We start from the raw sequence: 25,131 nt of genomic DNA, 5'->3' as shown, positions 1-25,131 counted from the left end.
ATAACAAAATGGATGAACCACTAATTGATTCGTTTTGTTTTTATTAGTTGGAAGGAGGGGAACAAATGGCTGAAAAATCAGCTCGTTCCAAAGAATTAGAGCCTGAATTGACTCTTGATCAAGCAAAAGAACAATTAATTGAGCGCGGTAAAAAACGCGGATTTTTAACATATGAGATAATCTCAGGAAAACTAGGACATTTTGAATTAGATTCAGAACAAATGGATGAATTTTATGAAACCCTCGGTGAACAAGGTATTGAGATCCTTGAAGAAAATGATGATGACGAGGAATCTCCAGATATTCATGAACTGGAAAAAGATGATGAGGAAGATGAATTTGATTTAAATGATTTAAGTGTTCCTCCAGGCGTTAAAATTAATGATCCGGTTAGAATGTATTTAAAAGAAATCGGACGCGTAGATCTCCTTTCTGCTGATGAAGAAATAGAACTTGCAAAACGTATTGAGCAAGGGGACGAAGAAGCAAAAAGAAGATTGGCTGAAGCAAACTTACGCTTAGTTGTTAGTATTGCAAAACGTTATGTAGGGCGTGGCATGCTTTTCTTAGATTTAATCCAAGAAGGAAATATGGGCCTTATTAAAGCTGTCGAAAAATTCGACTATGACAAGGGATTTAAATTTAGTACGTATGCTACTTGGTGGATTCGCCAGGCTATTACTAGGGCTATTGCAGACCAAGCCAGAACTATCCGTATACCAGTTCACATGGTAGAAACTATTAACAAGCTTATTCGTGTACAGCGACAATTATTGCAAGATTTAGGCCGGGAGCCTTCACCGGAAGAAATTGCAGAGGAAATGGACCTAACTCCGGAAAAAGTACGCGAAATATTAAAAATTGCCCAAGAGCCTGTTTCACTGGAAACACCTATTGGTGAAGAGGATGACTCACATTTAGGTGATTTTATTGAAGATCAGGATGCAACTTCACCATCAGAGCATGCTGCTTACGAATTATTAAAAGAACAATTAGAAGATGTTCTTGATACATTAACAGATCGTGAAGAAAATGTACTAAGATTACGATTTGGTCTAGATGACGGACGAACTAGAACTTTAGAAGAAGTTGGCAAGGTTTTCGGTGTTACCCGTGAACGTATTCGCCAAATTGAAGCAAAAGCGCTTAGAAAGCTTCGTCATCCGAGTAGAAGCAAACGTCTGAAAGATTTTCTTGAATAATATTTGATCATTAGTTTACCTTTTCAAGGTAAACTAATTTTTTTGTAAAAATTTATCGTTTTTAAAAAGGAATTTTGGTACTTTATCACGAATCATTGAGATACGGGATGTGTTGTAAATGAATTCTTCAAGAAAAGAAACTATTATAAGAGAAATTCAATATTGGAAAAAGCATCAAATGCTACCAGAGCATTATTGTGACTTTTTGTTAGCTCTCTATACTGAAGGTGAATCACCAGGAAACCAAAAAAGTCGGGATAAGGGCCTTTGGAAAAATAGTTTGTTAATTGCTTCGATTTTTATGGTTTTAGGTATATCAGTATTTGTCATTTATTTTACTGAATTCAATTTTGTTTTGCAAACGATGATTTTGACAAGTTTTGTCGTTTTATTATTATTATTTGGAATTTATTATTCTAAAAAAGGATATTGGCATACGTTTTTTTATGTTGCTACAGCTATCCAATTACTATTGCTTTCTGTTTTTTTAAACGAAAAATTGTTTCAAAATAGCGCCAAATCCTTGTGTTTAATTATTGCTCTACATTGTTTACTTTGGATATTCGCCGGATGGAAGCTTAAGCTTTTCTACTTCATTCTATCCGGAATTATTGGATTAGTTATACTGATAGGTTTTATTGTAATATAATATTCAAATAATTAAAAGCTTTAAAAAGTTGAGAAAATTCATCCACCTCTATTATAATATTAATTGTAAGCGGATTCAAGACGTGAGGGGGATGGTTATGAACTTTGAGCTTACAGAAGAACAGAAAATGATTTGGCGCACTATTCGTGAGTTTTCGGAAGAAGAGGTTGCAGTTGGTGCGTTGGAACGTGATCGAACGAAACAATTTCCAAAGGAAATATTTAAGAAATTAAGCGATCTAGGAATGATGGGTCTTCCTTTTCCAGAAGAGTATGGGGGAGCAGGAGCGGATACTATTAGCTTTGCAATAGTAGTAGAAGAACTAAGTCGTGCCTGCGGCTCAACAGGTATTACATATTCTGCGCATATTTCCTTGGGTGGAGCACCGATTAATATGTTCGGAACATCGGAGCAGAAGGAAAAGTTTTTAACACCTATTTGCACCGGTGAGTCTTTAGGGGCTTTTGGGCTCACGGAACCCAATGCAGGTTCAGATGCTGGCGGTACGAAAACTACCGCAGTATTGGACGGAAATGACTTTGTCATAAATGGTAATAAATGCTTCATAACAAATGCTAGCTATGCAAAGCATTTGGCATTAACAGCTATTACAGGAGAGTCCAATGGGAAAAAGGAAATAAGTGCTATCATTGTCCCTACTGATGCTGAAGGATTTACCGTTATTGACAATTATGAAAAGATGGGACTCCATGCTTCGAATACAACAGAGTTGGTTTTAGAGGACGTAAGGGTTCCACAGGAAAATTTACTTGGTGAGCGTGGAAAAGGCTTTAAGCAATTTCTTGTTACTTTGGACGGAGGAAGAATTGGCATAGGTGCTATGGCTGTTGGGATAGCACAGGCTGCGTATGAAAAGGCATTGGAGTATGCAAAGGAAAGAAAACAATTTGGACGTTCATTAGCTGAATTTCAGGTTACTCAATTTAAAATCGCAGATATGGCAATGAAAATAGAATTAGCCAGAAATATGGTATACAAGGCAGCTTGGTTAAAAGACCAAGGCAAACCTTTCGCAAAAGAAGCGGCAATGTGCAAGCTATATGCTTCGGAAATTTGTATGGAGATTACAAACCAAGCAGTTCAAATTCACGGCGGAAACGGATACATGAAGGATTATCATGTGGAACGGTTCATGAGGGACGCCAAATTGCTTGAAATTGGTGAGGGAACATCAGAAGTTCAACGTATGGTAATCTCCAGAGAAGTTGGATGTTATTAAAGGCTGTTTTTGAATGGATAGTTAAAAATCCAAAAGCCGATTTAAACTTGTTGATTTTCTTATTTAGATGTAAATTATAATATAGTCTATGCTAGGGGCATCTTTTCTTAGGAAAGGTGCCTCATTCTTTTCAAAAAATAGATTTGTACTAATATTTCGTCTGAAAAAACAACAAAGTTTAAGAAAAGAGCCTTATTAAAACGAAAAAATTGAACAAACTAAATATGGAAAGTCGAAAAACTTCATCTTTTTTTAGATGAAGTTTTTGTCTAAATTCCGAAAATATGATGAATCTTGCTATTAGGGGTTTTCCTTCCAATGTTTTTCGAGTAAAATAAAGTTGTTTGCTTTACCTATACGTATTTATTGTATGTTTCTTACATAAGGGAGGTTATTTTTGTGAAACGTAATCCTGCTATACCTTACATTTTTATCATGTTGATAGGAATTGCACTTGTATTCTTTCTCTCTGTAAAAGGGCTTGGTGATTCTAAAGAGATTGCCAAGGAAAATAAAAAAGGGGATGCAAAACAAGAAACTCCTGCCCAATCTGGTGGAAAATTCGATCCGGAAGGTTTTGCTAAATCAACATGTATTGCTTGCCATGGTAATAATTTAGAAGGTGCTATGGGGCCAAACTTACATGGAATCGGTAAAAAGATTTCTAAAGATGAAATTAAGAATGTATTGAAAAATGGTAAAGGCGCAATGCCTGCAGGTATGGTACCAGCTGAAAATATTGATGCCATGGCCGATTGGGTATCAAATCTTAAATAATAAGATGATTTTAAGAAAAAGTTCCTCGCAAATAAGCGAAGAACTTTTTTTTAGTATAAAATAATACTAAAGGATCTTTTCTGAAACTGCTTTTGAAGTGAAAAGCCATATAGTTTCAGAAAATAGCATAATTAAAAAGTGGTGGAAATTATGAACATAGAAAAACTATCGAAAAGATTAGAAGTAGTTAGCTCTTACATACCAAAAGACTCCAAGTTAGCAGATATCGGATCCGATCATGCCTATTTACCGTGCTACGCAGTAAAGAATGGTTTAGTCAGATTTGCCATCGCTGGGGAGGTAGTAGAGGGGCCGTATCAATCAGCACTTCGACAAGTAAAGAGCTCTGGATTAGAAAAGTCCATTTCTGTAAGAAAAGGGGATGGTCTCGAAGTTGTACAGGCTGATGAAGTTGACTGCATTACTATTGCAGGAATGGGCGGCACCTTAATTGCATCTATTTTAAATCAGGGGTTAGCAAAATTAAGTGGTGTGAAGCGGTTAGTTCTTCAACCAAATATCTCAGCAATTGCTATTCGAAATTGGTGCATAGAACAGCAATGGCAGATTATAGCGGAAGAGATTCTGGAAGAAGATCAAAAAATATATGAAATTCTTGTACTTGAGCCTGTGGAAAATAGTAAGCAGTATAATTTGTCGGAACAAGAGCGTCTATTAGGACCGTTTTTAATGAAAGAAAAAAGTAATGTATTTCTAAATAAATGGGGTCAAGAGTTAGAGCAGTGGAAAAGTATTTTAAAATCATTGGAACATGCTGCAAATACGAAAGAAATTGAAGAAAAAAGAAAGCAACTCAAGCAGAGTATTCTTTTAGTAGAGGAGGTTATCTCATGAAAAAGGTAAATGGCCATGAAATAATTCACCTTTTTGAAAGCTTTTCTCCAAAACAATATGCTATGGATGGAGATCCTATTGGTTTACAAATAGGAAATCTGAATAAGCCTGTAAAAAACGTATTAGTTGCTCTTGATGTATTGGAAAATGTTGTGGACGAAGCAATTGAAAAGGATGTTCAATTAATCATAGCTCATCACCCTCCTATTTTTAGACCATTAAAAAAAATCACAATGGATAATCCTTCTGGGAGGTTACTGGAGAAGCTCATAAAACATGAAATATCCGTTTATGCAGCTCATACGAATTTAGATGTTGCAAAGGGTGGGGTTAACGACCTGTTAGCAGAGGCACTTGGGTTAGAAAAAGTAGAGGTCCTTGTTCCAACATACTCACAAAAACTAAAAAAGCTGGCTGTCTATGTCCCAGTAGAAAATGAGAGTGATGTACGTGCTGCTCTCGGCAAGGCTGGTGCAGGAGCGATTGGTCAATATAGCCATTGTTCATTTTCAACAGAGGGAACAGGAAGGTTTTTGCCAGGGGAAAATACCAGACCATATATTGGCGAAGCAGGAAATCTAGTATCAGTGAAAGAAGTGAAAATAGAAACTATTTTTCCAGAGCATCTACAAAATAAAGTCTTATCAGCCATGCTTAAAGCACATCCATATGAAGAGGTTGCCTTTGATATATACCCGCTTGAAAATAAAGGGGAAGAGTTGGGGCTTGGAAGAATAGGATTACTCCCTGAACCGGTGTCATTAGAGCAATTTGCAGAGTATGTGAAAGCAAGCCTTGATGTAAATGCTGTGCGTGTTGTTGGAGATTTAACACATCCCATAAAAAAGGTAGCGATTCTTGGCGGAGATGGAAATAAATATTTTCAACATGCCAAATTTAAAGGCGCAGATGTATATGTTACTGGTGATGTTTATTATCATACTGCGCATGACATGATGAATGCCGGATTGAATGTAGTAGACCCCGGACATAATGTGGAGAAAGTAATGAAACAAGGTGTGGCGAAAATTTTAGAGCAAATGTGTAATGAAAAAGGATTTGAAGTTACTTTTATCGCTTCCGAGTTAAATACCGATCCTTTTATCTATATTTAAGGTTCTACTCGTAAATTTTGTGCTATTGGAACTTAATAAGGTTCAAATACTCAAGTTTCCAGGCTATTTTCGCAAATATACTTACCAGATGCCACGACGCATTTAGTATACGAGTTGATGAACTAATACGCAAAGCAACAGGTTTAAACGGCTTTTGAATTGCGAAAATAGCCATATATAAAAATAAAAAAAATCGGCAAATGCCGATTTTTTTTATTTAGAAGCTTGTTCACTTAGCTTTTTCACTTTAGGAAGTATTTTATTTAAAGGTACTTCCTTATTTCTCGTCCATGTTGTCTCATCATTGGGATCATATTGCTCCAAAAATTGAATGACCTCCCGAACAATTGGAGTTGGTGTGGAGGCTCCTGCTGTCACAGCAATTTTTTTGGCATTCTTGATCCAATCAAGTTGTATTTCAGAAATATCCGCAACCCTATACGCATTTGTACCTGCAATTTCTTCTGATACTTGTGCAAGTCTGTTGGAGTTATTGCTTTTAGGGTCTCCAACTACTATGAGTACATCGGCATCGCCTGCCTGATTAGCAACCGCTTCTTGTCTTACTTGAGTAGCAAGACAAATTTCTTTATGCATCTCCACATTTGGGTATTTCTCTTTTACTTTTTCCATTATATGTTGAACATCCCATTGGCTCATCGTAGTTTGGTTGGTTACGATAATCTTTTCATTCTTAATATTTAATTGATCTACATCTTCGAGCGTTTCAACCAAATGAACAATGTCAGGTGCCACTCCTACGGCACCTTCTGGTTCGGGATGTCCTTTTTTGCCAATATAAATAACATCAAACCCTTCCGCTTTTTTCGCTAATATAAGGTCATGTGTTTTTGTAACATCAGGGCATGTTGCGTCAATTGTAACAAGACCTTTTTGCTTGGCAAGCTCGCGAACTTCTGGTGAAACACCATGTGCAGTAAAAATAACTGTTCCTTCATTTACTTTTTCGAGAATCTCTTTCCGATCTTTTCCGTCAAGAGTAATGATGCCTTCTTCAGCAAAAGCATCTGTAACGTGTTTATTATGAACTATCATACCCAAGATATAGATAGGGCGTGGTAATGTTTTATCTAAAGCCGCATTTCTGGCGATGACCATCGCGTCAACAACACCATAGCAATAACCACGGGGGGATATTTTAATAACCTCCATGAAAAAATCCTCCTTAAGAAAGGACAGTGACCTTTCTAATCTATTACATACCAAAGATATTATATAAAATAAATGCATATTTTACAAAGAAAAGAAAAGCCAAAGGGATGAATAGGGAGATTTTTAAAATAGTAAGCTAAATTTTAACCATGGTCATGGAAAAAACGCTATGCGAAAATACCACATAACGCTAGTAGGCTTTAAATATATAATTTAGGAACGGATTTCCCCTTAGTAGTGGAATATGAGGTAGTGCTTTTATTCGATTGTTTTTCATTATCCTCATCTTGCATCTTTATCTTTTTTTTATTAGAAGAAGAGCTTTTCGTAGTTTTGTTGTTTGTACTCTTTTTCTTTTTTTTGGAGGTTTTATTGCCTGAAGTACTCTTCTTTTCACTAGCTGATGATTCTATTTCATTCGTATTGTTTTCTTCATCTGTTGATTCATTCGTATCGGAGCTATTAAAACTTCTATACATTTTTATCATGGCCGGCAGATTTCTGACTAATGGACCATATTGCTTAACCATAGGTCCTACTTGCCCGGCAGCTCTTAAAACACCTTGTGTATTATTCAAAAAAGTACCGATCGAGCCAGGGTTTGTTAGAGTACGCAATAAACCTCCGCCGCCTCCAGCTGCACGTTGAAACCCTGCAGCTGCATTCGCCACATTGCCAACACCACCTACTCCTCCGCCAGCACTGCTACCTGCACCACCTAAACCAGCTCCAGCACGCTGGAACAGTCTGGAAAGAAGTCCGCCGCCTCCAGCATTCATGCCGCCTCCTGCTCCCATCGGCATTCGACCTCCAAGACCAGCCATCCTTCCCATCATTTGCATCGGGTTTTGCCCCATACCTCTGCCAAGCATATTGAGCGGTGATCTGCCCATACCTCCAAGCAAATTAAGCGGTCCTCTTGCCATTCCTCCCATCTGCATTGGAGCCCTAGCCAAATTTCCAAGGAATGGAGGGAATCCTCCCGGTGGCATATTCATACTAACGCCTCCTTTCTGGAAAACGAAATTTTCTCTATATTACAATATGCATGAAAAGCAAAAACGTCTTGTATTTCCTAATAAAACTTTAAAGCAAGTATAAATCATAAAAATCTTGCAAGGTCTTAACTCATTATTCATGCTTTAAGGTAAGAGTGGAAGTTTTCGTTAATGTCGATTATAATAACAAAATGGACTTTACAATTTAAAACGGATTTATGAAGATACATAAATTAATTTTCCTTCTAAAAGGGAGTGATATTTTGAGTGAAAATCGTTTTTCCATTTTTCATTTCAAATCATTTATAGAAAAAGCTATTCATGAACTTGGTTTCAATGAGCCAACGGAAATTCAAAAGAAAATGATTCCAAATATCATGCGTGGTGAGAGTGCAATCGGACAATCACAAACAGGTACCGGTAAAACCCATGCCTACTTACTTCCGATTATTCACTCCATTGATGTGGGTAAAGAAGAAGTACAAGCAGTTATTACAGCTCCTACCCGTGAATTGGCATCCCAGATTTACCATGAAATTCAGAGAATAACAAAATGGGCAGAAGAAGATCAAGGCTCCATTAATTCTCGGGTTTTTATTGGAGGAACAGATAAACAAAGAACGATTGAAAAGCTAAAAAAACAGCCTCATATTATTGTCGGTACTCCTGGCAGAATTAATGATTTAATAAAGGAGCAAGCATTATTTGTCCATACTGCAAAGACATTGGTAGTCGATGAAGCAGACTTAATGCTAGACATGGGATTTTTATTTGATGTGGATCAAATAGCTGGGCGTATGCCAGAGAATCTGCAAATGCTTGTATTCTCCGCAACTATCCCAGAAAAAATAAAACCATTTTTAAAAAAATATATGGAAAATCCCAAATATGAACATGTACAGCCTAAACATATTTCAGCGGAAAATATTGATCACATTCTTGTTCCTTTAAAAAGCAGAGAAAAATCAGAGCTGTTATATCAAATATTAGATTCCATCAATCCTTATCTTGCTATCGTATTTACAAATACAAAATTAATGGCGGATGAGGTAGCGGACAAGCTGGCAGGAAAAGGTCTGAAGGTTGGAAAATTACATGGTGATTTAACGCCACGTGAGCGTACAAAGGTCATGAAGCAAATTCGAAATCTTGACTTTCAATATATTGTGGCAACAGATCTTGCTGCGCGCGGCATTGATATTGAAGGGGTAAGTCATGTGATAAATTATGAGCTACCGCAGGACTTAGATTTCTATGTACACCGTGCTGGCCGAACGGCACGGGCTGGTTTATCCGGAATTGCCATAACCATTTTTGAACCATCAGATGAGGATGCACTAAATCGATTAGAAAAGATGGGTATTACCTTTATCCAGCAAGACATTCACAAGGGTGAATGGGTTACAATTGGCGACCGAAACAAACGAAGTAAACGAAAAAAAGGCGTAGATGAAATAGAAAATAAAGCTAGAAGTATGGTAAAGAAGCCTAAAAAAGTAAAACCAGGTTATAAAAAGAAAATAACCAGGCAGGTAGAACAAATAAAGAAGAGGGAAAGAAAGCTTCAAAAACGTAAGTAAATGAGTGCAAGGGAGTTGTGAGGATATGCTTAAATTGGGATCGCATGTTTCGATGAGCGGAAAAAAGATGCTGCTAGCAGCTAGTGAAGAAGCAGTGTCATATGGAGCAAACACATTCATGGTCTATACCGGTGCACCACAAAATACAAGAAGAAAGAAAATTGAAGATTTGAATATAGAAGCGGGTCTTGCCCATATGAAAGAGCATGGGATTGATGAAATTATTGTGCATGCACCATATATAATTAATATTGGTAATGCTGTAAATCCGAATACATTTGAACTAGGAGTAAATTTTCTGCGTTCAGAAATCGAAAGAACGGAAGCTATTGGTGCGAAGCAAATTGTACTACACCCAGGTGCACATGTTGGGGAAGGGCCAGAAATTGGTATCAAAAAAATAATTGAAGGGTTAAATGAAGTGTTAACCGGTGATGAAAAGGTTCAAATTGCGTTAGAGACGATGGCAGGTAAAGGCTCAGAATGCGGTAGTTCCTTCGAAGAGCTTGCCCAAATATTTGATGGTGTAAAGCATAATGAAAAATTATCAGTTTGCTTTGATACATGCCATACTCATGATTCCGGCTATGATATCGTCCATAATTTTGATGGAGTATTAGAGGACTTTGACAAAATTCTTGGTATAAACAAGATCAAGGTTCTTCATATAAATGACAGTAAGAATACTTGCGGAGCAAGAAAAGATCGCCATGAAAATATCGGGTTTGGACATATAGGATTTGATGCATTAAGTTATATTGTCCATCACGAGCAATTGCTGGACATTCCGAAAATATTAGAAACACCTTATGTTGGTGAAGATAAAAATAATAAAAAAGCACCATATAAGCATGAAATTGTAATGTTAAGAAATAAGAAATTCGACGAAAATTTACTAGAAGAAATCATGAAAGACTAATAAAAGGATCGGGGTTGATGTCCCCGATCTTATTATTTTGTAAATTGCACTAACACCTTGTTAATTTCTTTGGCAATTTCCGGACTTGTTATCTTTGCTACATCCTTTATTGCCTTTGCCCGATCACTATCACTAAAAATATTTAAGTTTTTTCCGCGCAAATAGGCTGCGATTTTGCTGGCATCAGATTTGGTTAATTTCACATTAAATTGCTTTGCATACTTAAGCAGTTCATCACCTGTGATAATATTGATTTTGTAATTAATCACATTTTGCAGTAATTTCACCTGTGCATCACTCCCTTCTAGAACATATGAGGGGGACACAAGAAATGTTCCAAATTTTATCATTGTTTTCTTCATGATCTAGCAGTTTTTTTGAAGGGAAAATAATTTTACAACTAATCATAATTGAGTTATACTCAAAGTATTATAAATCGGAATGATTATTATCTATTATTGTTATCCATCATTTATTAAACAACTCAACATGCAGCTTATTTACTGATGGGGAAAAAAGAGGTGTTACTAATGCATTTAGCAGAAGCCATGCAGGCATTGAAGGATAAGGGGTATAAGCATACGGGAAAACGTGAACAAATGCTCGAATTATTTGCTGCAAATAATAAATATTTAACAGCAAGGGATGTTCTTGAGTATATGAAACAAGATTACCCGGGCCTTAGCTTTGATACGATTTATCGCAATTTATCTTTATTTGCTGAATTGGAAATATTGGAGGCGACAGAGTTATCGGGTGAAAAGCATTTTCGTTTCAGCTGCTCGACAAAGGATCATCACCACCATTTTATTTGTCTAGATTGCGGGAAAACAAAGGAAATTGAAATTTGCCCGATGAATCAAGTAAATGGTGATATGAAGGGCTATGAAATATCCGGGCATAAATTTGAAGTATATGGAAAATGTCCAGAATGTATATCTCTTCACGCATAAAAAAATCATAAGGGAAAAGCCTTATGATTTTTTTATCTTTATCCAATTGTTAATCCAATTTTCTGCTTCCTTCCAATTTGTCACCCTAATTACTCCGTTAGGAATGGGGTCACGATTGTATGGAGTATCAAATAAGATGACAGGTATCCCTAATTCCTCATGAATCATAACAGCATTATCATGCTTATCTTCGAAAAATATATCGATATTGTACTTTCGAGCTGTTTCCACTTTATGGTGAGAGCCAATTAACTCTATATGGTGATATTTAATATCATTTTCATTAAACCATTTACTTGTTACTTCCAGTAAATTAGAATTTCGAGCACTGATAAAATATAGCTCGAATTCCTCCTTCCATCTAGAAAGAACAGCTTTGGCACCTTGAGCAAGAGGTGATTGAGCATAGATGGCTGGTTCTGTTTTAATAAACCAATCATAAAATTCTTCAGGTGGAATATCAATTACATTTGTTAGCTCGTATTCTGTGATATCGTTTAGTGTTAAATTTAATTGATACTGCTTGTTAATAAATGGCAATAGAGCATCAGGACTTGTTACCGTTCCGTCTATATCAATGCCAAATCTTTTTTTCATAAGTAAAATGCTCCTTATAACATTTAATGAGTTTTTCAAGCTGTGTATTTTGTAGCTATACGTACTAACAAAGTGTACCATAACCTTTACTTGTTGTGAAAAATATTGCTGGTATATACGAGAACACAGGCTGTCGAATAAAAATAGCTTGCAAAGTGTACAATATAAATGCTCCTGTTCTTACTCTTGAAAGTGAGGGGATAGCATTGAAAGAGGATACACGTAATGACAAGCTTGTAAATGATGTACATGGTGTAGATCCCGACCTTCATACTGAAGAAGTTATTGATGTAGATAACTTAGATGATGCAAGAAAAGTCGATGATGATCATCATGATTATACGGAAGAAACAGCTGCCGAATTTGCTACACCTGTTCATATGAATCGATATGAACGTTATTCTGAAATGGACGAAAATGACAGGGATGATGTGGATACAGGTGGTCGAGTAATAGGTTGGGCCGCACTAGCATTATCTATTATTTCACTGTTCGTTCTACCGGTAATATTAGGTGCAGCTGCAGTTGTTCTTGGTTTTGTAGCCCGCCATAAGGGTGCTGGAACCTTAGGAGCATGGAGTATTGGGATTGGAGTAGTTTCAATAATCATTGGGATATTTGTTCTTCCATTTTTTTAGAAGGATAAAATATGGGAGCATCATAAAAAAAGCGTGGCATATGCCACGCTTTTTCATTATGCTTTTTGTTCTTGTTCTGCTTGTTTTTTGAAATATTCCTCCGCGACTAAATCAATTTCTTTCTTTAGTTCTTCTACCATGGTCGCCTCTGGAACTTTACGAACAATTTGCCCTTTGCGGAACAATAATCCTTCTCCACGAGCACCTGCAATGCCTATATCAGCTTCACGAGCCTCTCCAGGACCGTTAACTGCACAGCCAAGGACTGATACCTTAATAGGTGCCTTAATATTTGAAATATATTCCTCTACTTCATTGGCAATGCTAATCAAATCAATTTCAATTCTTCCACATGTTGGGCATGAAATTAACGTTGCAGCATTGGATGAAAGTCCAAATACCTTTAATAGCTCGCGCGCAACCTTTACTTCCTCTACAGGATCTGCACTTAAAGAAATGCGTAGCGTATTCCCAATACCTTTATTTAAAATAGCACCAAGTCCTGCAGCACTTTTTACAGTACCAGAAAATAATGTTCCGGATTCTGTGATACCTAGATGAAGCGGGTAATCGAATGCTCGTGCAGCTTTTTCGTATGCCTCAATTGCCAAATTAACATCAGATGCTTTCATGGATACAATGATATCGTGAAAATCTAGATCCTCGAGAATTTTTATATGATGTAAGGCACTTTCCACCATACCGTCAGCAGTTGGGTATCCATATTTTTGTAATATATGTCTTTCTAAGCTACCGGCATTTACGCCAATTCGGATAGGAATTCCACGTTCTTTGGCAGCTTTTACAACTTCCTCTACCTTTTCTCTTTTTCCGATATTTCCTGGATTTATTCTGATTTTATCGACTCCGCCTTCGATTGCTTTTAGAGCCAAACGATAATCAAAATGGATATCTGCAACTAAAGGTATATTGATTCGTTTTTTAATTTCCGGAATAGCATTTGCTGCCCTTTCATCTGGACATGCAACCCGGACAATTTGGCAGCCTGCTTCTTCAAGGCGTTCAATTTGACGAACTGTTGCATCGACATCATGAGTTTTTGTTGTTGTCATACTTTGAATAAAGAGTTCATTACTGCCCCCGATTGTCAGATTTCCAACTTTAACGGGACGTGTTTTAGAACGATGTATTAGTTCACCCAAGGGTAATTCTCTCCTTTAAATAAACAAAATATAAATAATGTAATACTACATAGTATTTTAACACTTCTATTCAAATTGACAAGAAATAGCCTTCTACTTATTTTTGTAAATTGGAAATTTGTATTCCTGGCCAATTTGAATTTCCTCGGGTTTAATGCCATTATTTAATTTTTGAAAATCGGATATGATTTTTTCCATGGACACAGTAAAATGTCCATTTTGCAAATGTTCCACTATACTTAAAACGGTATCACCGGGATTAACTTTATGAATTTGATTCGGGATAATATCTGAAGTATGTACTGAATTCGATTTGATTTCTGAAGCATGGGAAACGGAAGGGATGGTTCCAACTTTAATATCATAATACACACTATATAGAATAATTATTGCTGCGACGAAAGCTAAGAATCTTTTCAAAATAATTGCCCCCTATTTCATCATTTAACATGTATATATGCTTGTCCAATGAAAGATATGACAAAAAATTGAGAGCAAAAATAAAAAAACTGGCTAAAAATTGCCAGTTTTTCTATTCAACATTCTTTGGTTTTGGAATTTCACGAATAGTTAAATATAGGAATAAAAGAGAAACAAACCAATCAATAAACATACTGCCTGGAACTCCAGTCTTCAATAAATCCATTAGCATAAAAAAGACGGTAGTGAGGGTAATACTATGGGCAGCTAGTCTCCAGCCCTGACGGTAGCTAAGCTTTCTTCGAAGTGTTTGTGCAAATAATGCACCTATTCCAGCAAATATCGATATTTTAATAAATCCTAATGCAGAGACAAATAAATAGTAGAAAATAAAAATGATTGGAATGGCAATCCACATAACGCCTTTTAAGGAATTAATAAATTTATCAATATCTTTATTCGTAAGTTTCAAATTCTCCAAAGCAGTATATGGAAATGATTGAACTTGTCCATTTGCTACAATAACAAATTCATGCTTGAGTAATCCAACGGAATTTCCTTGTTCTTCAACGTCCTTCGAGTTAAGTTTACCCGTAGAATCAAATACGATCGTAACATTACTTTTCGGAATGATGATCGGCTGATTTTGTTGAGAAACCAAATCACCATCGGAAATAGTAAATGGAGGAAGATCCTCGGCGAAAACCTGCTTTCCTTCATTAATAGCCGTTGTGGCCATTTTGGAAAAATGATAAATGCCTGGTAAAATGGATATAAGCATTAAGACAAATACATAAAGTATTGTTTTCCCTATTCCAAGAAAACGATATTTGGCAACCTCTTTTGGGGAATACAGACTTTTTAAGAACCTGGTAAATATATTCATATATTTCACATCCTTTATGTTTGAACTAGCTTCAGACTCCGCTATTTTTCATTTTAATGATAAAAACACAATATGTTAAGTATTCTGTTCATTAATTTCTTAACTTGATATTTAAAATAATGATAATTGTACCAGAAGGATGATAAAAAATGGAAGTGATATACTGGATTATTATTATTGCATTAGTAGTTATAGCATTTATTGGACTGATCTATCCAATAATTCCAAGCATGATTTTTATGATAGGCGCTTTTTTACTGTATGGTGTATTCTTTTCATTTGGTCCCTTAAATTGGTTGTTTTGGAGTATACAATTTTTGTTTGTCCTTTTATTGTTTAGTGCCGATTATATTTCGAATTTGATCGGAGTAAAAAAATTCGGGGGCTCCAAAGCAGGGGTGTGGGGCAGTACAATTGGATTACTAATCGGTCCCTTCGTCATTCCGGTAATCGGCATCCTTGCCGGCCCATTCATTGGAGCGGTGATTGGGGAAATGCTTGTGCATCGAACACCAGTGAAATCAGCCCTGAAAATTGGTATTGGCTCCCTTCTTGGATTCATTAGCAGCGTTTTAGCAAAAGGTTTGATTCAGGTATTCATGTTTGGGTACTTTCTAATAAAAGTTTTGTAGGTAGAAAAATAAATATTTTATTGTAAAATTAGTGCTACATATTTGATTGCCTTGCATAAATTTGTTAATCTAAAAATGAAAAGATTGAATCCAAAAGATTCAATAATGATACATAAGGAGGAATATAAAATGGCATTTGAATTACCACAATTACCTTATGCATATGATGCGCTTGAGCCTCATATTGACAAGGAAACAATGAATATTCACCACACAAAGCATCACAACACTTACGTAACTAACTTGAACAATGCACTTCAAGGTCAAGATGAATTATTAAGCAAATCTGTAGAAGAAGTTATTTCAAACTTAGATGCTGTTCCGGAAGCGGCTCGTACTGCTGTACGTAATAATGGTGGTGGACATGCAAACCACTCTCTTTTCTGGAAGCTTCTTTCTCCAAATGGGGGCGGCGAGCCTACAGGCGCATTAGCAGAAGCAATCAACAGCAAGTTTGGCAGCTTTGATAAATTCAAAGAACAATTTGCTGCAGCTGCAACTGGCCGTTTTGGTTCAGGTTGGGCATGGCTAGTTCTTAACAACGGTCAATTAGAAGTAACAAGCACTCCAAATCAAGATAATCCATTAATGGAAGGGAAAACTCCATTATTAGGTTTAGATGTTTGGGAGCATGCATATTACTTGAATTATCAAAATCGTCGTCCTGATTATATTAATGCATTCTGGAATGTTGTTAATTGGGATGAAGTTTCTAAGCTTTACGAAGCTGCAAAATAATAATTATGAAGCACCGGATATCCGGTGCTTTTTATATGGACTGTAATTAATATGTATAATGTTGCCCCTTTTTCAAAAAATATAAAGGATGAAAAAGGGGAGTTTTAAATGAGTAAATTACAAAAGCTATTAGGCGAGGTTGAATTAACGCGAGATTTAACCTTATTGCTACTAATTGGAGGGCTATATTCGTTAAGTATTTCTTTATCAAATACGTTTGTTAATATTTATTTATGGAAGCAATCAGAAAAATATTTGGATTTAGCGATATATAATTTATCTGTTGTAGTGCTACAACCACTCACTTTTATTTTAGCTGGAAGATGGGCAAAAAAAATTGACAGGGTAATTGTGCTAAGGACTGGTGTAACTTTTTTAGCACTTTTTTATTTATCCGTGCTCTTTTTTGGAGGTCATGCCTCACATTATATTATTGTTTTGGGTGGTCTATTAGGAATAGGCTACGGATTTTATTGGTTAGCATTTAATGTCTTAACATTTGAAATAACAGAACCTGAAACAAGAGATTTTTTTAACGGTTTTCTAGGCACCTTAAATTCTGCTGGAGGCATGATTGGTCCGATATTAGCCGGATTTATCATATCTCGTTTTGCTTCGAATTTTGGCTATTCTATTGTATTCGGCCTTTCCTTATTGCTATTTGCTTTTGCTGTAATTTTAAGCTTTTTTTTGAAACGCAGACCTGCACATGGGATCTACTTATTTAAAAGGATTTTCGAAGAAAGAAAAAATAATGAAAATTGGCGTTTAATCACAAACGCCCATTTTTTTCAAGGACTACGAGACGGAACATTTGTCTTTGTTATTTCGGTATTTGTTTTTATATCAACAAAAAGTGAATTTGCTCTTGGGACATTTGGTCTTATTAATTCAGGAATATCTTTTGTCGGCTATTCCCTTGCATCTAGATTGATAAAAAACAAATATCGCAAAAAGTCCATATTATTAGGCGGTTTGCTTCTGTATTTAGCTATATATGTCATCGTGTTTGAGGTAACGTTCCCACGATTATTAATTTACGGGGCGGTCATTGCACTCGCTTATCCAATGATTTTAGTTCCCTATATTTCCATGACCTACGATGTAATCGGAAAGGGCTGGAAGGCGGCCGAAGCAAGGATTGAATACATTGTTGTCCGCGAGCTTTTCTTAAATAGCGGACGTGTGGTCTCCATTCTTTGCTTTATAATGGCAATTTCTTTTTTTAATGAACATAAAAGCATCCCAGTATTATTAATGATTATTGGCGCAGGGCATTTATGTATCTCTTATTTTGTAAGACGGGTAAAAATCCAACCAACTTCGTAAAAGGAAGACAATCGATTCGCAATCGATTGTCTTTGAATATTTTTTGACATTGAGCATTTCCTTTTATTTTTCTTAATTATACCTGTAGAATAATGAGGCTTGTTCCTATACAATATAAGAATAAATGTTTTATGCAGGAAGGATTGTCAACATTGAGAAAGACGAAAAAAAAGAAAAGGACACATGTTCCTTTAAGAATGAACATGCTGTTTTTTGTTGTTTTTGTACTGTTTTCATGTTTAATTCTTCGGCTGGGAATTGTACAAATTGTCCATGGTCAAGATTATAAACGGGAGCTTGAGCGAACGGATGATGTTACCGTTAATACATCAGTCCCTAGAGGGAAAATTTATGATCGAAATCATAAATTGATTGTCGGAAACAAACCGTTAAACGCGATTACGTATACAAGATCAAAAACAACTTCTCAACAAGAAATATTGGATGAGGCAAGAAAATTAGCAACCATAATTAAAAAAGATACACCAGAGGACTTTAAAGCCATTACCGTGAGAGATCGAAAAGATTATTGGATTATGCTGCATCCAGAAGAGGCAAAAGCAAAAATTACAACAGCGGAATGGAATAAATTTAAAGCCAATAAATTAAGTGATAAAGACTTGTATCAATTGCAATTAGATAGAATCACAGATAAAGAAATGAATTCATTTTCCAAGCAGCAGCTAGAGGTGCTGGCTATTTATCGAGAAATGGCAAGCGGCTATGCCCTTTCGCCACAAATTGTGAAAAATAAAAGCGTTACACCAAAAGAATACGCGATTGTAAATGAAAATCTAAGCTCGCTACCAGGTGTTGATACAACAACAGACTGGGAACGCTATAACGTATTTAAAAATGATACAGGAGATGCGGTGCTAGGTTCTGTACTTGGAAATGTGTCTTCTTCCAAAGAAGGATTACCAAAGGAATTAGTAGATTATTATCTTTCACGAGGATATAGCAGAAATGACCGAGTTGGAAAGAGTTACTTGGAATACCAATATGAAGACGTTCTTCAAGGTCAAAAAGAAAAAGTAAAAAATAAAACAGATAAGTCAGGGAATGTACTTGAATCAGAGGTAGTAAGCAAAGGAAAAAGAGGGGACGATTTAGTCTTATCAATTGATATTGACCTTCAGCAGAAGGTGGAGAAAATTATTCAAAAAGAATTGGCTAAAAATAAACCTGGCCATCGATTTTTAGACCGTGCCTTTGTCTCGGTGATGAATCCAAATACCGGTGAACTTTTGACAATGGCAGGTAAACAATATGTGACGGACTCAAAAACAGGTAAGACAGTCTTAGCTGATTATGCATTAGGTAATATGACAACTTCCTACTCTCCAGGTTCAGTAGTAAAAGCTGCAACGGTTTTAACAGGTTATCAAACTGGAGTTATTCATCCAGGAGAGGTTCAGGTCGACCAGCCTTTAAAATTTGCAGGTACTAATGTTAAGAAGTCTTGGAGAGCAGTTCCGTTTGGTGCAATTAATGATTTAACTGCATTAAAAGTATCTTCTAACGTATACATGATGTGGATTGCTATGAAGATTGGTGGCCAATACTCATATGTCCCAAATGGTCCATTAAGCATTGATAAAATGAAAGCAATTCAAAAACTGCGTTATAATTTTAATCAATTTGGCTTAGGGGTTAAGACAGGAATTGACCTACCAGGTGAATCATCAGGGGTAGGAAATGGAATTCCGCCAGAATCAGGTAAAGTTTTGGACTTTGCGTTTGGACAATATGACACATATACTCCTCTGCAGCTTGTCCAATATATTTCGACTATTGCTAATGGGGGCTATCGAATTCAACCCCATATTGTTAAGGAGATACGTGAGCCTAGTGTTAATTCTGATGAATTAGGTCCAGTTATTGATGAAATAAAACCTAATGTTTTGAATAAACTATCGATGAAAACTTCTTGGATAGATCATGTAAAAGAAGGATTATGGAAGGTCGTTAACGAGCAAGGTGGTACTGCTCACGGTTATATTGATAGTAAGTATAAAGTAGCAGCGAAAACAGGAACTGCCCAAGGATTATATGATGGTCCAAAAGCAAATGAATATTGGAAAAGAAATGAATTACCTCCTATGACATGGAATGTGACCTTCGTTGGTTATGCACCGTATGATCATCCAGAGGTAGCGATTTCTGTCGTTGTTCCTTGGTCATACGAAGGTGCGCAGAAGGATCCACATGTCAACTTAGCAATTGCAAACCAAGTATTTAAAGCTTATTTTGATCTTAAAGCAAAAAGAGCAAAAGATGGGCTAGATCAGTCTAAATCAACACAAAAAGTGGAGAATGCAGAGGACACAAAAATTATTAATTCTGATATGACGATGAAAAATACGACTGGTTCGAGTTCCGCACAATAAGAGATTCATTAAAACTATTAACCGTTTAATCATACTGATTAAGCGGTTTTTTTATTATTATATTTTTTCTTATAGAATACATTTGGTTTATCCTTTACAATAGGAAGCAGGAAATATTATACAGGGGGTGGGGGAATGGAATTAGTAAAAAATAAAAAGAAATCATTTGTACTTTTACGTATGAATATCCTGTTTTTAATCGTTTTTTTGCTGTTCTCGATTCTTATTTTACGTTTAGGAATTGTCCAAATCGTTCATGGCGAGGATTACAAAAAGGAGATTAATAGAACGAATGATGTTTCCGTGTATAATCCCGTGCCAAGGGGACTGATTTATGATCGTAATGGAAAGCTTATTGTCGGGAATAAACCGCTAAATGCCATTACTTATACCATTCCACAGTCTGCAAAACCGGAAGTGAAATTAGAGGTTGCCCGAAAGCTCGCACTATTCATAAATAAGGATTCAAAAGAAGATTTAAAAACAATTACGGAAAGGGACCGTAAGGATTTCTGGATTCTTACTCATCCGGATGAAGCGAAGGCATTAATTACTGATTATGACCGGGAACAATTTAAAAAAGATAAGCTTGATCAAAAGGAGATCAATGCCAAAAGCTATCAGCTTCAATTAAATCGAATTACGAAGAAGGATATTCAATCCTTTTCCAAGCAAGAGTTGGAAGTACTAGCGATTTATCGGGAAATGAATGGGTATGCTTTAACAACGCAAATTATTAAGCGTGACGTTACTCCTCGAGAGTTTGCGGTGGTTAGTGAAAACCTGGATATTTTACCTGGGGTGGATACAACCACTGATTGGGATCGGTATACCGTTTTTAAAAACGATACTGGAGATACAGTACTTGGTTCCGTTTTAGGTAAGGTAACTTCGACTAAGGAAGGATTACCAAGCGAAAAGGCAAAATATTATACGGCACTTGGGTATAGCCGCAATGACCGGGTTGGGAAAAGCTATCTCGAGTATCAGTACGAAAATGTATTAAAAGGGGAAAAAGAAAAAGTAAAAAACAGAACAGATAATGCGGGAAATGTTCTAGAATCCAAAATAATTAGAAAAGGGAAGCGCGGAAATGACTTAGTTTTATCGACTGATATGGACCTTCAGCAGGCTGTTGACAAAATTATTCAAGATAAGCTTGGTAAAGCTCGTGCAGGTCAGCCGTATATGGATAGGACGTTTGTTTCTGTCATGAATCCGAAGACCGGAGAACTCCTAGCTATGTCAGGAAAACAATATGTAAAGGATAAAGAGACGGGAAAGACGGAAATTAGGGACTATGCTCTCGGTAATATGAATTCATCTTATTCGATGGGGTCCGCTGTAAAAGGAGCAACACTTTTAACCGGCTATCAAACAGGTGCCATTCATCCCTTTGAACCAATTGTGGATGAGCCGATTATATTTAAAGGTACAAATGTTAAAAAATCATGGAACGGCCGAGGATTTGGGTCGATAAATGATTTGTATGCGCTGAAAAGGTCCTCCAATGTCTATATGTTTAAAACGGCGATGAAAATTGGAGGACAGCAATATTATATTCCACATGGTCCGTTAACCATAGATAAAATGGAGGCAATTAGGAAGTTCCGTAATAATTTTGCTCAATTTGGCCTAGGTGTAAAAACAGGTATTGACTTACCTGGGGAATCAGCAGGCTATGGTGGCGGGATACCTCAAGAAAGCGGAAAGGTATTGGACTTTGCCATCGGACAATTTGATACCTATACTCCATTGCAGCTTGTCCAATATATTTCGACAATTGCAAATGGCGGATACCGAATTCAACCACATATTGTAAAGGAAATACGGGAGCCAAATGCTAAAACTGATGAGCTTGGTCCAATTGTGCAAATGATTCAGCCTAAAATTTTGAATAAAGTTAATATGAAAAGTGAATGGATAAAGCATGTACAAGAGGGGTTAAAGCTGGTTGTAAATGATCCGGAAGGAACAGCATATTATGGAATTCACAATAAGCAATACAAAATAGCAGGGAAAACAGGCACTGCAGAATCGGTTTATGATGGTCCTAATCGCCAGCCTAATCAACTAATATGGACATGGAATGTAACATTCGCAGGGTATGCTCCTTATGATAATCCTGAGATCGCCCTCTCGGTGGTTGTACCTTACTCAACTACAGATAAAACACATGTTAACCTTGAGATAGCAGATGCTGTATTTAAAGCTTATTTCGATTTAAAGGAAAAGCGGGAAAAGGAAGGGTTAAATACTGCTGAATCCACTCAGAAAGTGGAAAATATTAAAGATGCGAAAAAGGTAGAAGAAAACACAGAAAGTAATGAAAATCAATAAAGGGTCTTTTCATAAACTTGGTGCTTTTGGTGGCGAAAACCTTATATAAATCCTTAATTTGGTTAAGAATTAATAATTTTTTGGCTCTGTTAAATTTTAATGTTGATTTTTAATCATAAAAATGGGAGACGCTTATTTATAGCGTTTCCCTTAAAAATTCAATTAAATAGCTTATCAATTTCAGGTCTGTCATAGTCTAAAATCCAGTCATTGTGTCTATTATAAGTATCTTTTATTGTAGCAGGTGAAGTTGCCAACAAATCACAACCTCTGTCATCGTAAACGTGAAAGATGGTTTTCCTATTGATGTTAATGAAGTAAACTCTATGGAAAATACTCGGTTTCAAACCCAAGTCTTGATTACAAATTGCTTTTAACAATGGAACATATTTAAAATCTGATGTTTTGCATTTTAGAGTAAATCTGTGAGTTCTGTACGTGCCTTCTTCATCATCTTCTGGAAAAATATAAGGCAATGCTTGATGTTTCAATCTAAATAACAATGATTTTTTTACATATGGGGAAAAATTCTTTAACTGATGTTTAAGGTTTTTCCCTTTATCAAAATCATTGACATCCATCACGACAAAAATCTCTTCTGTTGGAGAATGTAGGGATTCAAATAAAGTAATTGCCCTTTTATAACACCCCAATACATATGGGTTGTTTGGATAGTCATATTCCCTTTTCCACTCTACACCAAGTTCAAATCGAATCCCAGTATCCCAACTATAAAACAAAGGTGGTCTAAGTTCTAAATTGGGGTAATTTTCGTTCATAAAGTCTTTTAACTGCATTTCAACACCTCGTAGTTTCTATTTATCGGTTCAACTGACTCGAAATTTGGATTGACGTAAACTATCGTAAGTTTCCGTCATTTCAAATACAAACGATGTAAGCAGAAGTTCTTTAATATGTTGCTTTGTGCTTTCGTTACTGCGACTATCTATAAACAAGAACCAAGAGAGGTAATTGTCGAGGTATTTTGTATCGACACCTTTAAAACGGTCAATCCATTTCTTTAACCGAGAATGAAAGCTATTCACATTTTGAATATGATATAAGCCTTTAATAACGTGCTTTCCATCATTTGATTTGATTCGGTAATGCTCTAATCATTTGTCTTTCGCATAGGTTTTGTAGGCTCTCCAAGCATCAGTTACAAGCACATTATCGGATGATAGTTTAGAGCCAATGATTTTTTCAACTTTAGGCTTCACAATACGACCCATACAAGAAACTTTGGAGACGGTTGCCTTTGTACGGTCTCTTGCGACAAGAACGCAAACTTGTTCGTGGCTGATTCCTCTGTGTTTGGATTTTCCCCCACGTTTACGAGGCTTCCGTTCTGTAATGCCACGTTGCCCTTTTTGAGAGTACAAGAAATAGGTCTCGTCAACTTCAACGATACCTTCAAAATGCTCAAAATCCATTTGTTTTAAGGCGGATAGCAGTTTATGTCTCCAGTAAAAAAGGGTAACCCAAGTAACCCCTACGATTTCAGCCGATTTTCGCAGGGAATAGCCTTTGAACATACAATCAACAAATGTTATCCATTCATCACCTTTTCTGGTGCGATAAAGTACAGTGTTAGTTGTGTCGGTAAAAGTTTTATGGCAACTTTTACAACGATACCGTTGGCAACCCTTAACTTTGCCGAACCGAACAACGTGTTCAGACGAACAATGAGGGCACTCAAAACCATCTTTAAAACGAGTTTCTCTCATTTCATTAATTAACCGACCACCAACGGAAGAGGTAGGGTCAACATAGCGTTTTACCCATTGATATAATTGTTCTTTTTTAGTATGGGGTAATTTGTCGATATACTTTAACAAGTTACTAAACGCTTTGTCCATTTCAAACCCACCTCCCGAATGTTTGTTCTTATATTGATTTTATCAAGTTTTTGGTTAATCATCAAATATCAACATTTACCTTTAACAGAGCCAATTTTTTAAGAAAAGATGCCCCGAAATTAAGTCTATGTTAGGATTAATACCTTATACTAGATGAAACACTATATGCGAAAACAGCCTTAGTACAAATAAAAAAATGATCAGTGTAATGCTGATCATTTTCCTTTTGTAATCGTTTTTGCAATTTCTGCAAAGCTCATTTTATTCGTTAATTCATATTCACCAATTTGAATCTTATTATGATAGCGATGATCAATTAAGTACTGAACAAATTTCTTCTTGTCTTTTATTATTCCACCCGTCTTTAGTCGGCTTCCAATTTTTTCAGGTGTCATCCCGCTAGTAATGGATAAATGATATTTAATAATGGTTTCTTTTACTGGTTGCGATTTTTGAACAGGATGATTATTTTCTTTTTGTGACTCATCATATTTCTTTTTCCATGCCTCTGCATCCTTTTCTAGCCTTTGTAGCTGACTTGTTTTTATGGATGTATAGCCCTTTTTTATATTAGTTGGTTCATTAACCCCATAAAAATGATTATAGCCCATTAACAACAGGGCAGATAGTAAAAGCCCGGATGCAAATGCCCTCGTGGTTCTCTTATCCATCGAAATC

General features: G+C 36.2%; 24 protein-coding genes and 1 pseudogene. 15 read left to right on the top strand and 10 right to left on the bottom strand.

Annotated features, from left to right (window positions below):
• The first annotated feature begins 65 nt into the window (after positions 1-65).
• From rpoD to KHA87_RS09715, 6 genes are all read left to right on the top strand, one after another.
• Positions 66-1,202, top strand: coding sequence for an RNA polymerase sigma factor RpoD (gene rpoD, locus KHA87_RS09740; protein WP_213093866.1), 1,137 nt, complete (start codon positions 66-68; stop codon positions 1,200-1,202).
• Positions 1,203-1,320: 118 nt separating this feature from the next.
• The gene (locus KHA87_RS09735; protein WP_213093865.1) at positions 1,321-1,851 is read left to right on the top strand and encodes a hypothetical protein; all 531 of its coding nucleotides are present in this window, start codon (positions 1,321-1,323) and stop codon (positions 1,849-1,851) included.
• Between the two features lie 97 nt (positions 1,852-1,948).
• Positions 1,949-3,091 carry an acyl-CoA dehydrogenase gene (locus tag KHA87_RS09730; protein ID WP_213093864.1) on the top strand — a complete coding sequence of 381 codons (1,143 nt, stop codon included), beginning with the start codon at positions 1,949-1,951 and terminating at the stop codon, positions 3,089-3,091.
• Positions 3,092-3,490: 399 nt separating this feature from the next.
• Positions 3,491-3,868 carry a cytochrome c550 gene (gene cccA, locus KHA87_RS09725; RefSeq protein ID WP_213093863.1) on the top strand — a complete coding sequence of 126 codons (378 nt, stop codon included), beginning with the start codon at positions 3,491-3,493 and terminating at the stop codon, positions 3,866-3,868.
• Between the two features lie 150 nt (positions 3,869-4,018).
• Positions 4,019-4,723, top strand: a complete 705-nt coding sequence (locus tag KHA87_RS09720) for a tRNA (adenine(22)-N(1))-methyltransferase (RefSeq protein ID WP_213093862.1) — start codon at positions 4,019-4,021, stop codon at positions 4,721-4,723.
• Complete coding sequence (locus KHA87_RS09715) at positions 4,720-5,838, top strand: Nif3-like dinuclear metal center hexameric protein (RefSeq protein ID WP_213093861.1); 1,119 nt, start codon at positions 4,720-4,722, stop codon at positions 5,836-5,838. Before KHA87_RS09720 ends, KHA87_RS09715 begins: the two co-directional genes overlap by 4 nt.
• A gap of 213 nt (positions 5,839-6,051) precedes the next feature.
• Here KHA87_RS09715 and KHA87_RS09710 read toward each other — a convergent pair whose 3' ends face one another.
• Both KHA87_RS09710 and vrrA read right to left on the bottom strand, forming a co-directional pair.
• Complete coding sequence (locus tag KHA87_RS09710; protein ID WP_213093860.1) at positions 6,052-7,011, bottom strand: 4-hydroxy-3-methylbut-2-enyl diphosphate reductase; 960 nt, start codon at positions 7,009-7,011, stop codon at positions 6,052-6,054.
• Between the two features lie 200 nt (positions 7,012-7,211).
• The gene (gene vrrA / locus KHA87_RS09705; protein WP_249310249.1) at positions 7,212-8,009 is read right to left on the bottom strand and encodes a VrrA/YqfQ family protein; all 798 of its coding nucleotides are present in this window, start codon (positions 8,007-8,009) and stop codon (positions 7,212-7,214) included.
• Between the two features lie 263 nt (positions 8,010-8,272).
• Here vrrA and KHA87_RS09700 point away from each other — a divergent pair, with 263 nt between their 5' ends.
• Together KHA87_RS09700 and KHA87_RS09695 are read left to right on the top strand one after the other, a co-directional pair.
• Positions 8,273-9,589, top strand: coding sequence for a DEAD/DEAH box helicase (locus KHA87_RS09700; RefSeq protein WP_213093859.1), 1,317 nt, complete (start codon positions 8,273-8,275; stop codon positions 9,587-9,589).
• Between the two features lie 25 nt (positions 9,590-9,614).
• Entirely contained in the window at positions 9,615-10,508 is an 894-nt protein-coding gene (locus KHA87_RS09695; protein WP_213093858.1) for a deoxyribonuclease IV, read from the top strand.
• 32 nt (positions 10,509-10,540) lie between these two features.
• Here the strand turns inward: KHA87_RS09695 and KHA87_RS09690 are convergent, their stop codons facing one another.
• The gene (locus KHA87_RS09690) at positions 10,541-10,795 is read right to left on the bottom strand and encodes a DUF2624 domain-containing protein (RefSeq protein WP_213093857.1); all 255 of its coding nucleotides are present in this window, start codon (positions 10,793-10,795) and stop codon (positions 10,541-10,543) included.
• Between the two features lie 243 nt (positions 10,796-11,038).
• On the opposite strand from KHA87_RS09690, the gene KHA87_RS09685 reads away from it, so the two are divergent.
• Complete coding sequence (locus KHA87_RS09685) at positions 11,039-11,461, top strand: Fur family transcriptional regulator (RefSeq protein ID WP_213093856.1); 423 nt, start codon at positions 11,039-11,041, stop codon at positions 11,459-11,461.
• A 21-nt stretch (positions 11,462-11,482) separates the two neighbouring features.
• Here KHA87_RS09685 and KHA87_RS09680 read toward each other — a convergent pair whose 3' ends face one another.
• On the bottom strand, positions 11,483-12,058 hold the full coding sequence (locus KHA87_RS09680) for a 5' nucleotidase, NT5C type (protein WP_213093855.1): 576 nt from the start codon (positions 12,056-12,058) through the stop codon (positions 11,483-11,485).
• 284 nt (positions 12,059-12,342) lie between these two features.
• Here KHA87_RS09680 and KHA87_RS09675 point away from each other — a divergent pair, with 284 nt between their 5' ends.
• A complete protein-coding gene (locus KHA87_RS09675; RefSeq protein ID WP_213094303.1) occupies positions 12,343-12,696 on the top strand; it encodes a hypothetical protein in 354 nt (117 codons plus the stop codon).
• A 56-nt stretch (positions 12,697-12,752) separates the two neighbouring features.
• On the opposite strand, the gene ispG is transcribed toward KHA87_RS09675, so the two are convergent.
• From ispG to KHA87_RS09660, 3 genes are all read right to left on the bottom strand, one after another.
• Positions 12,753-13,859, bottom strand: a complete 1,107-nt coding sequence (ispG, locus tag KHA87_RS09670) for a flavodoxin-dependent (E)-4-hydroxy-3-methylbut-2-enyl-diphosphate synthase (protein WP_213093854.1) — start codon at positions 13,857-13,859, stop codon at positions 12,753-12,755.
• 93 nt (positions 13,860-13,952) lie between these two features.
• Positions 13,953-14,279, bottom strand: coding sequence for a LysM peptidoglycan-binding domain-containing protein (locus tag KHA87_RS09665; protein ID WP_213093853.1), 327 nt, complete (start codon positions 14,277-14,279; stop codon positions 13,953-13,955).
• A gap of 112 nt (positions 14,280-14,391) precedes the next feature.
• A complete protein-coding gene (locus KHA87_RS09660; protein ID WP_213093852.1) occupies positions 14,392-15,165 on the bottom strand; it encodes a DUF1189 domain-containing protein in 774 nt (257 codons plus the stop codon).
• 149 nt (positions 15,166-15,314) lie between these two features.
• On the opposite strand from KHA87_RS09660, the gene KHA87_RS09655 reads away from it, so the two are divergent.
• The 5 genes from KHA87_RS09655 to KHA87_RS09635 all read left to right on the top strand — a co-directional run bounded on the left by KHA87_RS09655 (position 15,315) and on the right by KHA87_RS09635 (position 22,594).
• Positions 15,315-15,797 carry a DUF456 domain-containing protein gene (locus KHA87_RS09655; RefSeq protein WP_213093851.1) on the top strand — a complete coding sequence of 161 codons (483 nt, stop codon included), beginning with the start codon at positions 15,315-15,317 and terminating at the stop codon, positions 15,795-15,797.
• Positions 15,798-15,926: 129 nt separating this feature from the next.
• Positions 15,927-16,535, top strand: a complete 609-nt coding sequence (gene sodA / locus KHA87_RS09650; protein WP_213093850.1) for a superoxide dismutase SodA — start codon at positions 15,927-15,929, stop codon at positions 16,533-16,535.
• 108 nt (positions 16,536-16,643) lie between these two features.
• A complete protein-coding gene (locus KHA87_RS09645; RefSeq protein ID WP_213093849.1) occupies positions 16,644-17,864 on the top strand; it encodes an MFS transporter in 1,221 nt (406 codons plus the stop codon).
• A 152-nt stretch (positions 17,865-18,016) separates the two neighbouring features.
• Complete coding sequence (locus KHA87_RS09640; protein ID WP_283249428.1) at positions 18,017-20,254, top strand: peptidoglycan D,D-transpeptidase FtsI family protein; 2,238 nt, start codon at positions 18,017-18,019, stop codon at positions 20,252-20,254.
• A 135-nt stretch (positions 20,255-20,389) separates the two neighbouring features.
• Positions 20,390-22,594, top strand: coding sequence for a peptidoglycan D,D-transpeptidase FtsI family protein (locus KHA87_RS09635; protein WP_213093847.1), 2,205 nt, complete (start codon positions 20,390-20,392; stop codon positions 22,592-22,594).
• Positions 22,595-22,752: 158 nt separating this feature from the next.
• On the opposite strand, the gene KHA87_RS09630 is transcribed toward KHA87_RS09635, so the two are convergent.
• From KHA87_RS09630 to KHA87_RS09620, 3 genes and pseudogenes are all read right to left on the bottom strand, one after another.
• Positions 22,753-23,391: a DUF3885 domain-containing protein gene (locus tag KHA87_RS09630; RefSeq protein WP_249310247.1), complete on the bottom strand. Its 639-nt coding sequence runs from the start codon at positions 23,389-23,391 to the stop codon at positions 22,753-22,755.
• A gap of 30 nt (positions 23,392-23,421) precedes the next feature.
• Positions 23,422-24,453: pseudogene (locus tag KHA87_RS09625) on the bottom strand (IS1595 family transposase).
• 215 nt (positions 24,454-24,668) lie between these two features.
• A complete protein-coding gene (locus tag KHA87_RS09620) occupies positions 24,669-25,124 on the bottom strand; it encodes an endolytic transglycosylase MltG (RefSeq protein WP_213093846.1) in 456 nt (151 codons plus the stop codon).
• Between the last annotated feature and the right edge of the window lie 7 nt (positions 25,125-25,131).

It is taken from the genome of Bacillus sp. FJAT-49736 (assembly GCF_018343615.1).
Classification (GTDB): domain Bacteria; phylum Bacillota; class Bacilli; order Bacillales; family Bacillaceae_C; genus Margalitia.
This window is presented reverse-complemented; position numbering and strand designations above follow the sequence as displayed.

Bases quoted from the DNA above. Each gene is read 5' to 3' on its own strand.
- rpoD (WP_213093866.1), top strand. From the start codon at position 66: ATGGCTGAAAAATCAGCTCGTTCCAAAGAATTAGAGCCTGAATTGACT.
- KHA87_RS09735 (WP_213093865.1), top strand. From the start codon at position 1,321: ATGAATTCTTCAAGAAAAGAAACTATTATAAGAGAAATTCAATATTGG.
- KHA87_RS09730 (WP_213093864.1), top strand. From the start codon at position 1,949: ATGAACTTTGAGCTTACAGAAGAACAGAAAATGATTTGGCGCACTATT.
- KHA87_RS09720 (WP_213093862.1), top strand. From the start codon at position 4,019: ATGAACATAGAAAAACTATCGAAAAGATTAGAAGTAGTTAGCTCTTAC.
- KHA87_RS09715 (WP_213093861.1), top strand. From the start codon at position 4,720: ATGAAAAAGGTAAATGGCCATGAAATAATTCACCTTTTTGAAAGCTTT.
- KHA87_RS09710 (WP_213093860.1), bottom strand. From the start codon at position 7,011: ATGGAGGTTATTAAAATATCCCCCCGTGGTTATTGCTATGGTGTTGTT.
- vrrA (WP_249310249.1), bottom strand. From the start codon at position 8,009: ATGAATATGCCACCGGGAGGATTCCCTCCATTCCTTGGAAATTTGGCT.
- KHA87_RS09695 (WP_213093858.1), top strand. From the start codon at position 9,615: ATGCTTAAATTGGGATCGCATGTTTCGATGAGCGGAAAAAAGATGCTG.
- KHA87_RS09685 (WP_213093856.1), top strand. From the start codon at position 11,039: ATGCATTTAGCAGAAGCCATGCAGGCATTGAAGGATAAGGGGTATAAG.
- KHA87_RS09680 (WP_213093855.1), bottom strand. From the start codon at position 12,058: ATGAAAAAAAGATTTGGCATTGATATAGACGGAACGGTAACAAGTCCT.
- KHA87_RS09660 (WP_213093852.1), bottom strand. From the start codon at position 15,165: ATGAATATATTTACCAGGTTCTTAAAAAGTCTGTATTCCCCAAAAGAG.
- KHA87_RS09655 (WP_213093851.1), top strand. From the start codon at position 15,315: ATGGAAGTGATATACTGGATTATTATTATTGCATTAGTAGTTATAGCA.
- sodA (WP_213093850.1), top strand. From the start codon at position 15,927: ATGGCATTTGAATTACCACAATTACCTTATGCATATGATGCGCTTGAG.
- KHA87_RS09645 (WP_213093849.1), top strand. From the start codon at position 16,644: ATGAGTAAATTACAAAAGCTATTAGGCGAGGTTGAATTAACGCGAGAT.
- KHA87_RS09635 (WP_213093847.1), top strand. From the start codon at position 20,390: ATGGAATTAGTAAAAAATAAAAAGAAATCATTTGTACTTTTACGTATG.
- KHA87_RS09630 (WP_249310247.1), bottom strand. From the start codon at position 23,391: ATGCAGTTAAAAGACTTTATGAACGAAAATTACCCCAATTTAGAACTT.
- KHA87_RS09620 (WP_213093846.1), bottom strand. From the start codon at position 25,124: ATGGATAAGAGAACCACGAGGGCATTTGCATCCGGGCTTTTACTATCT.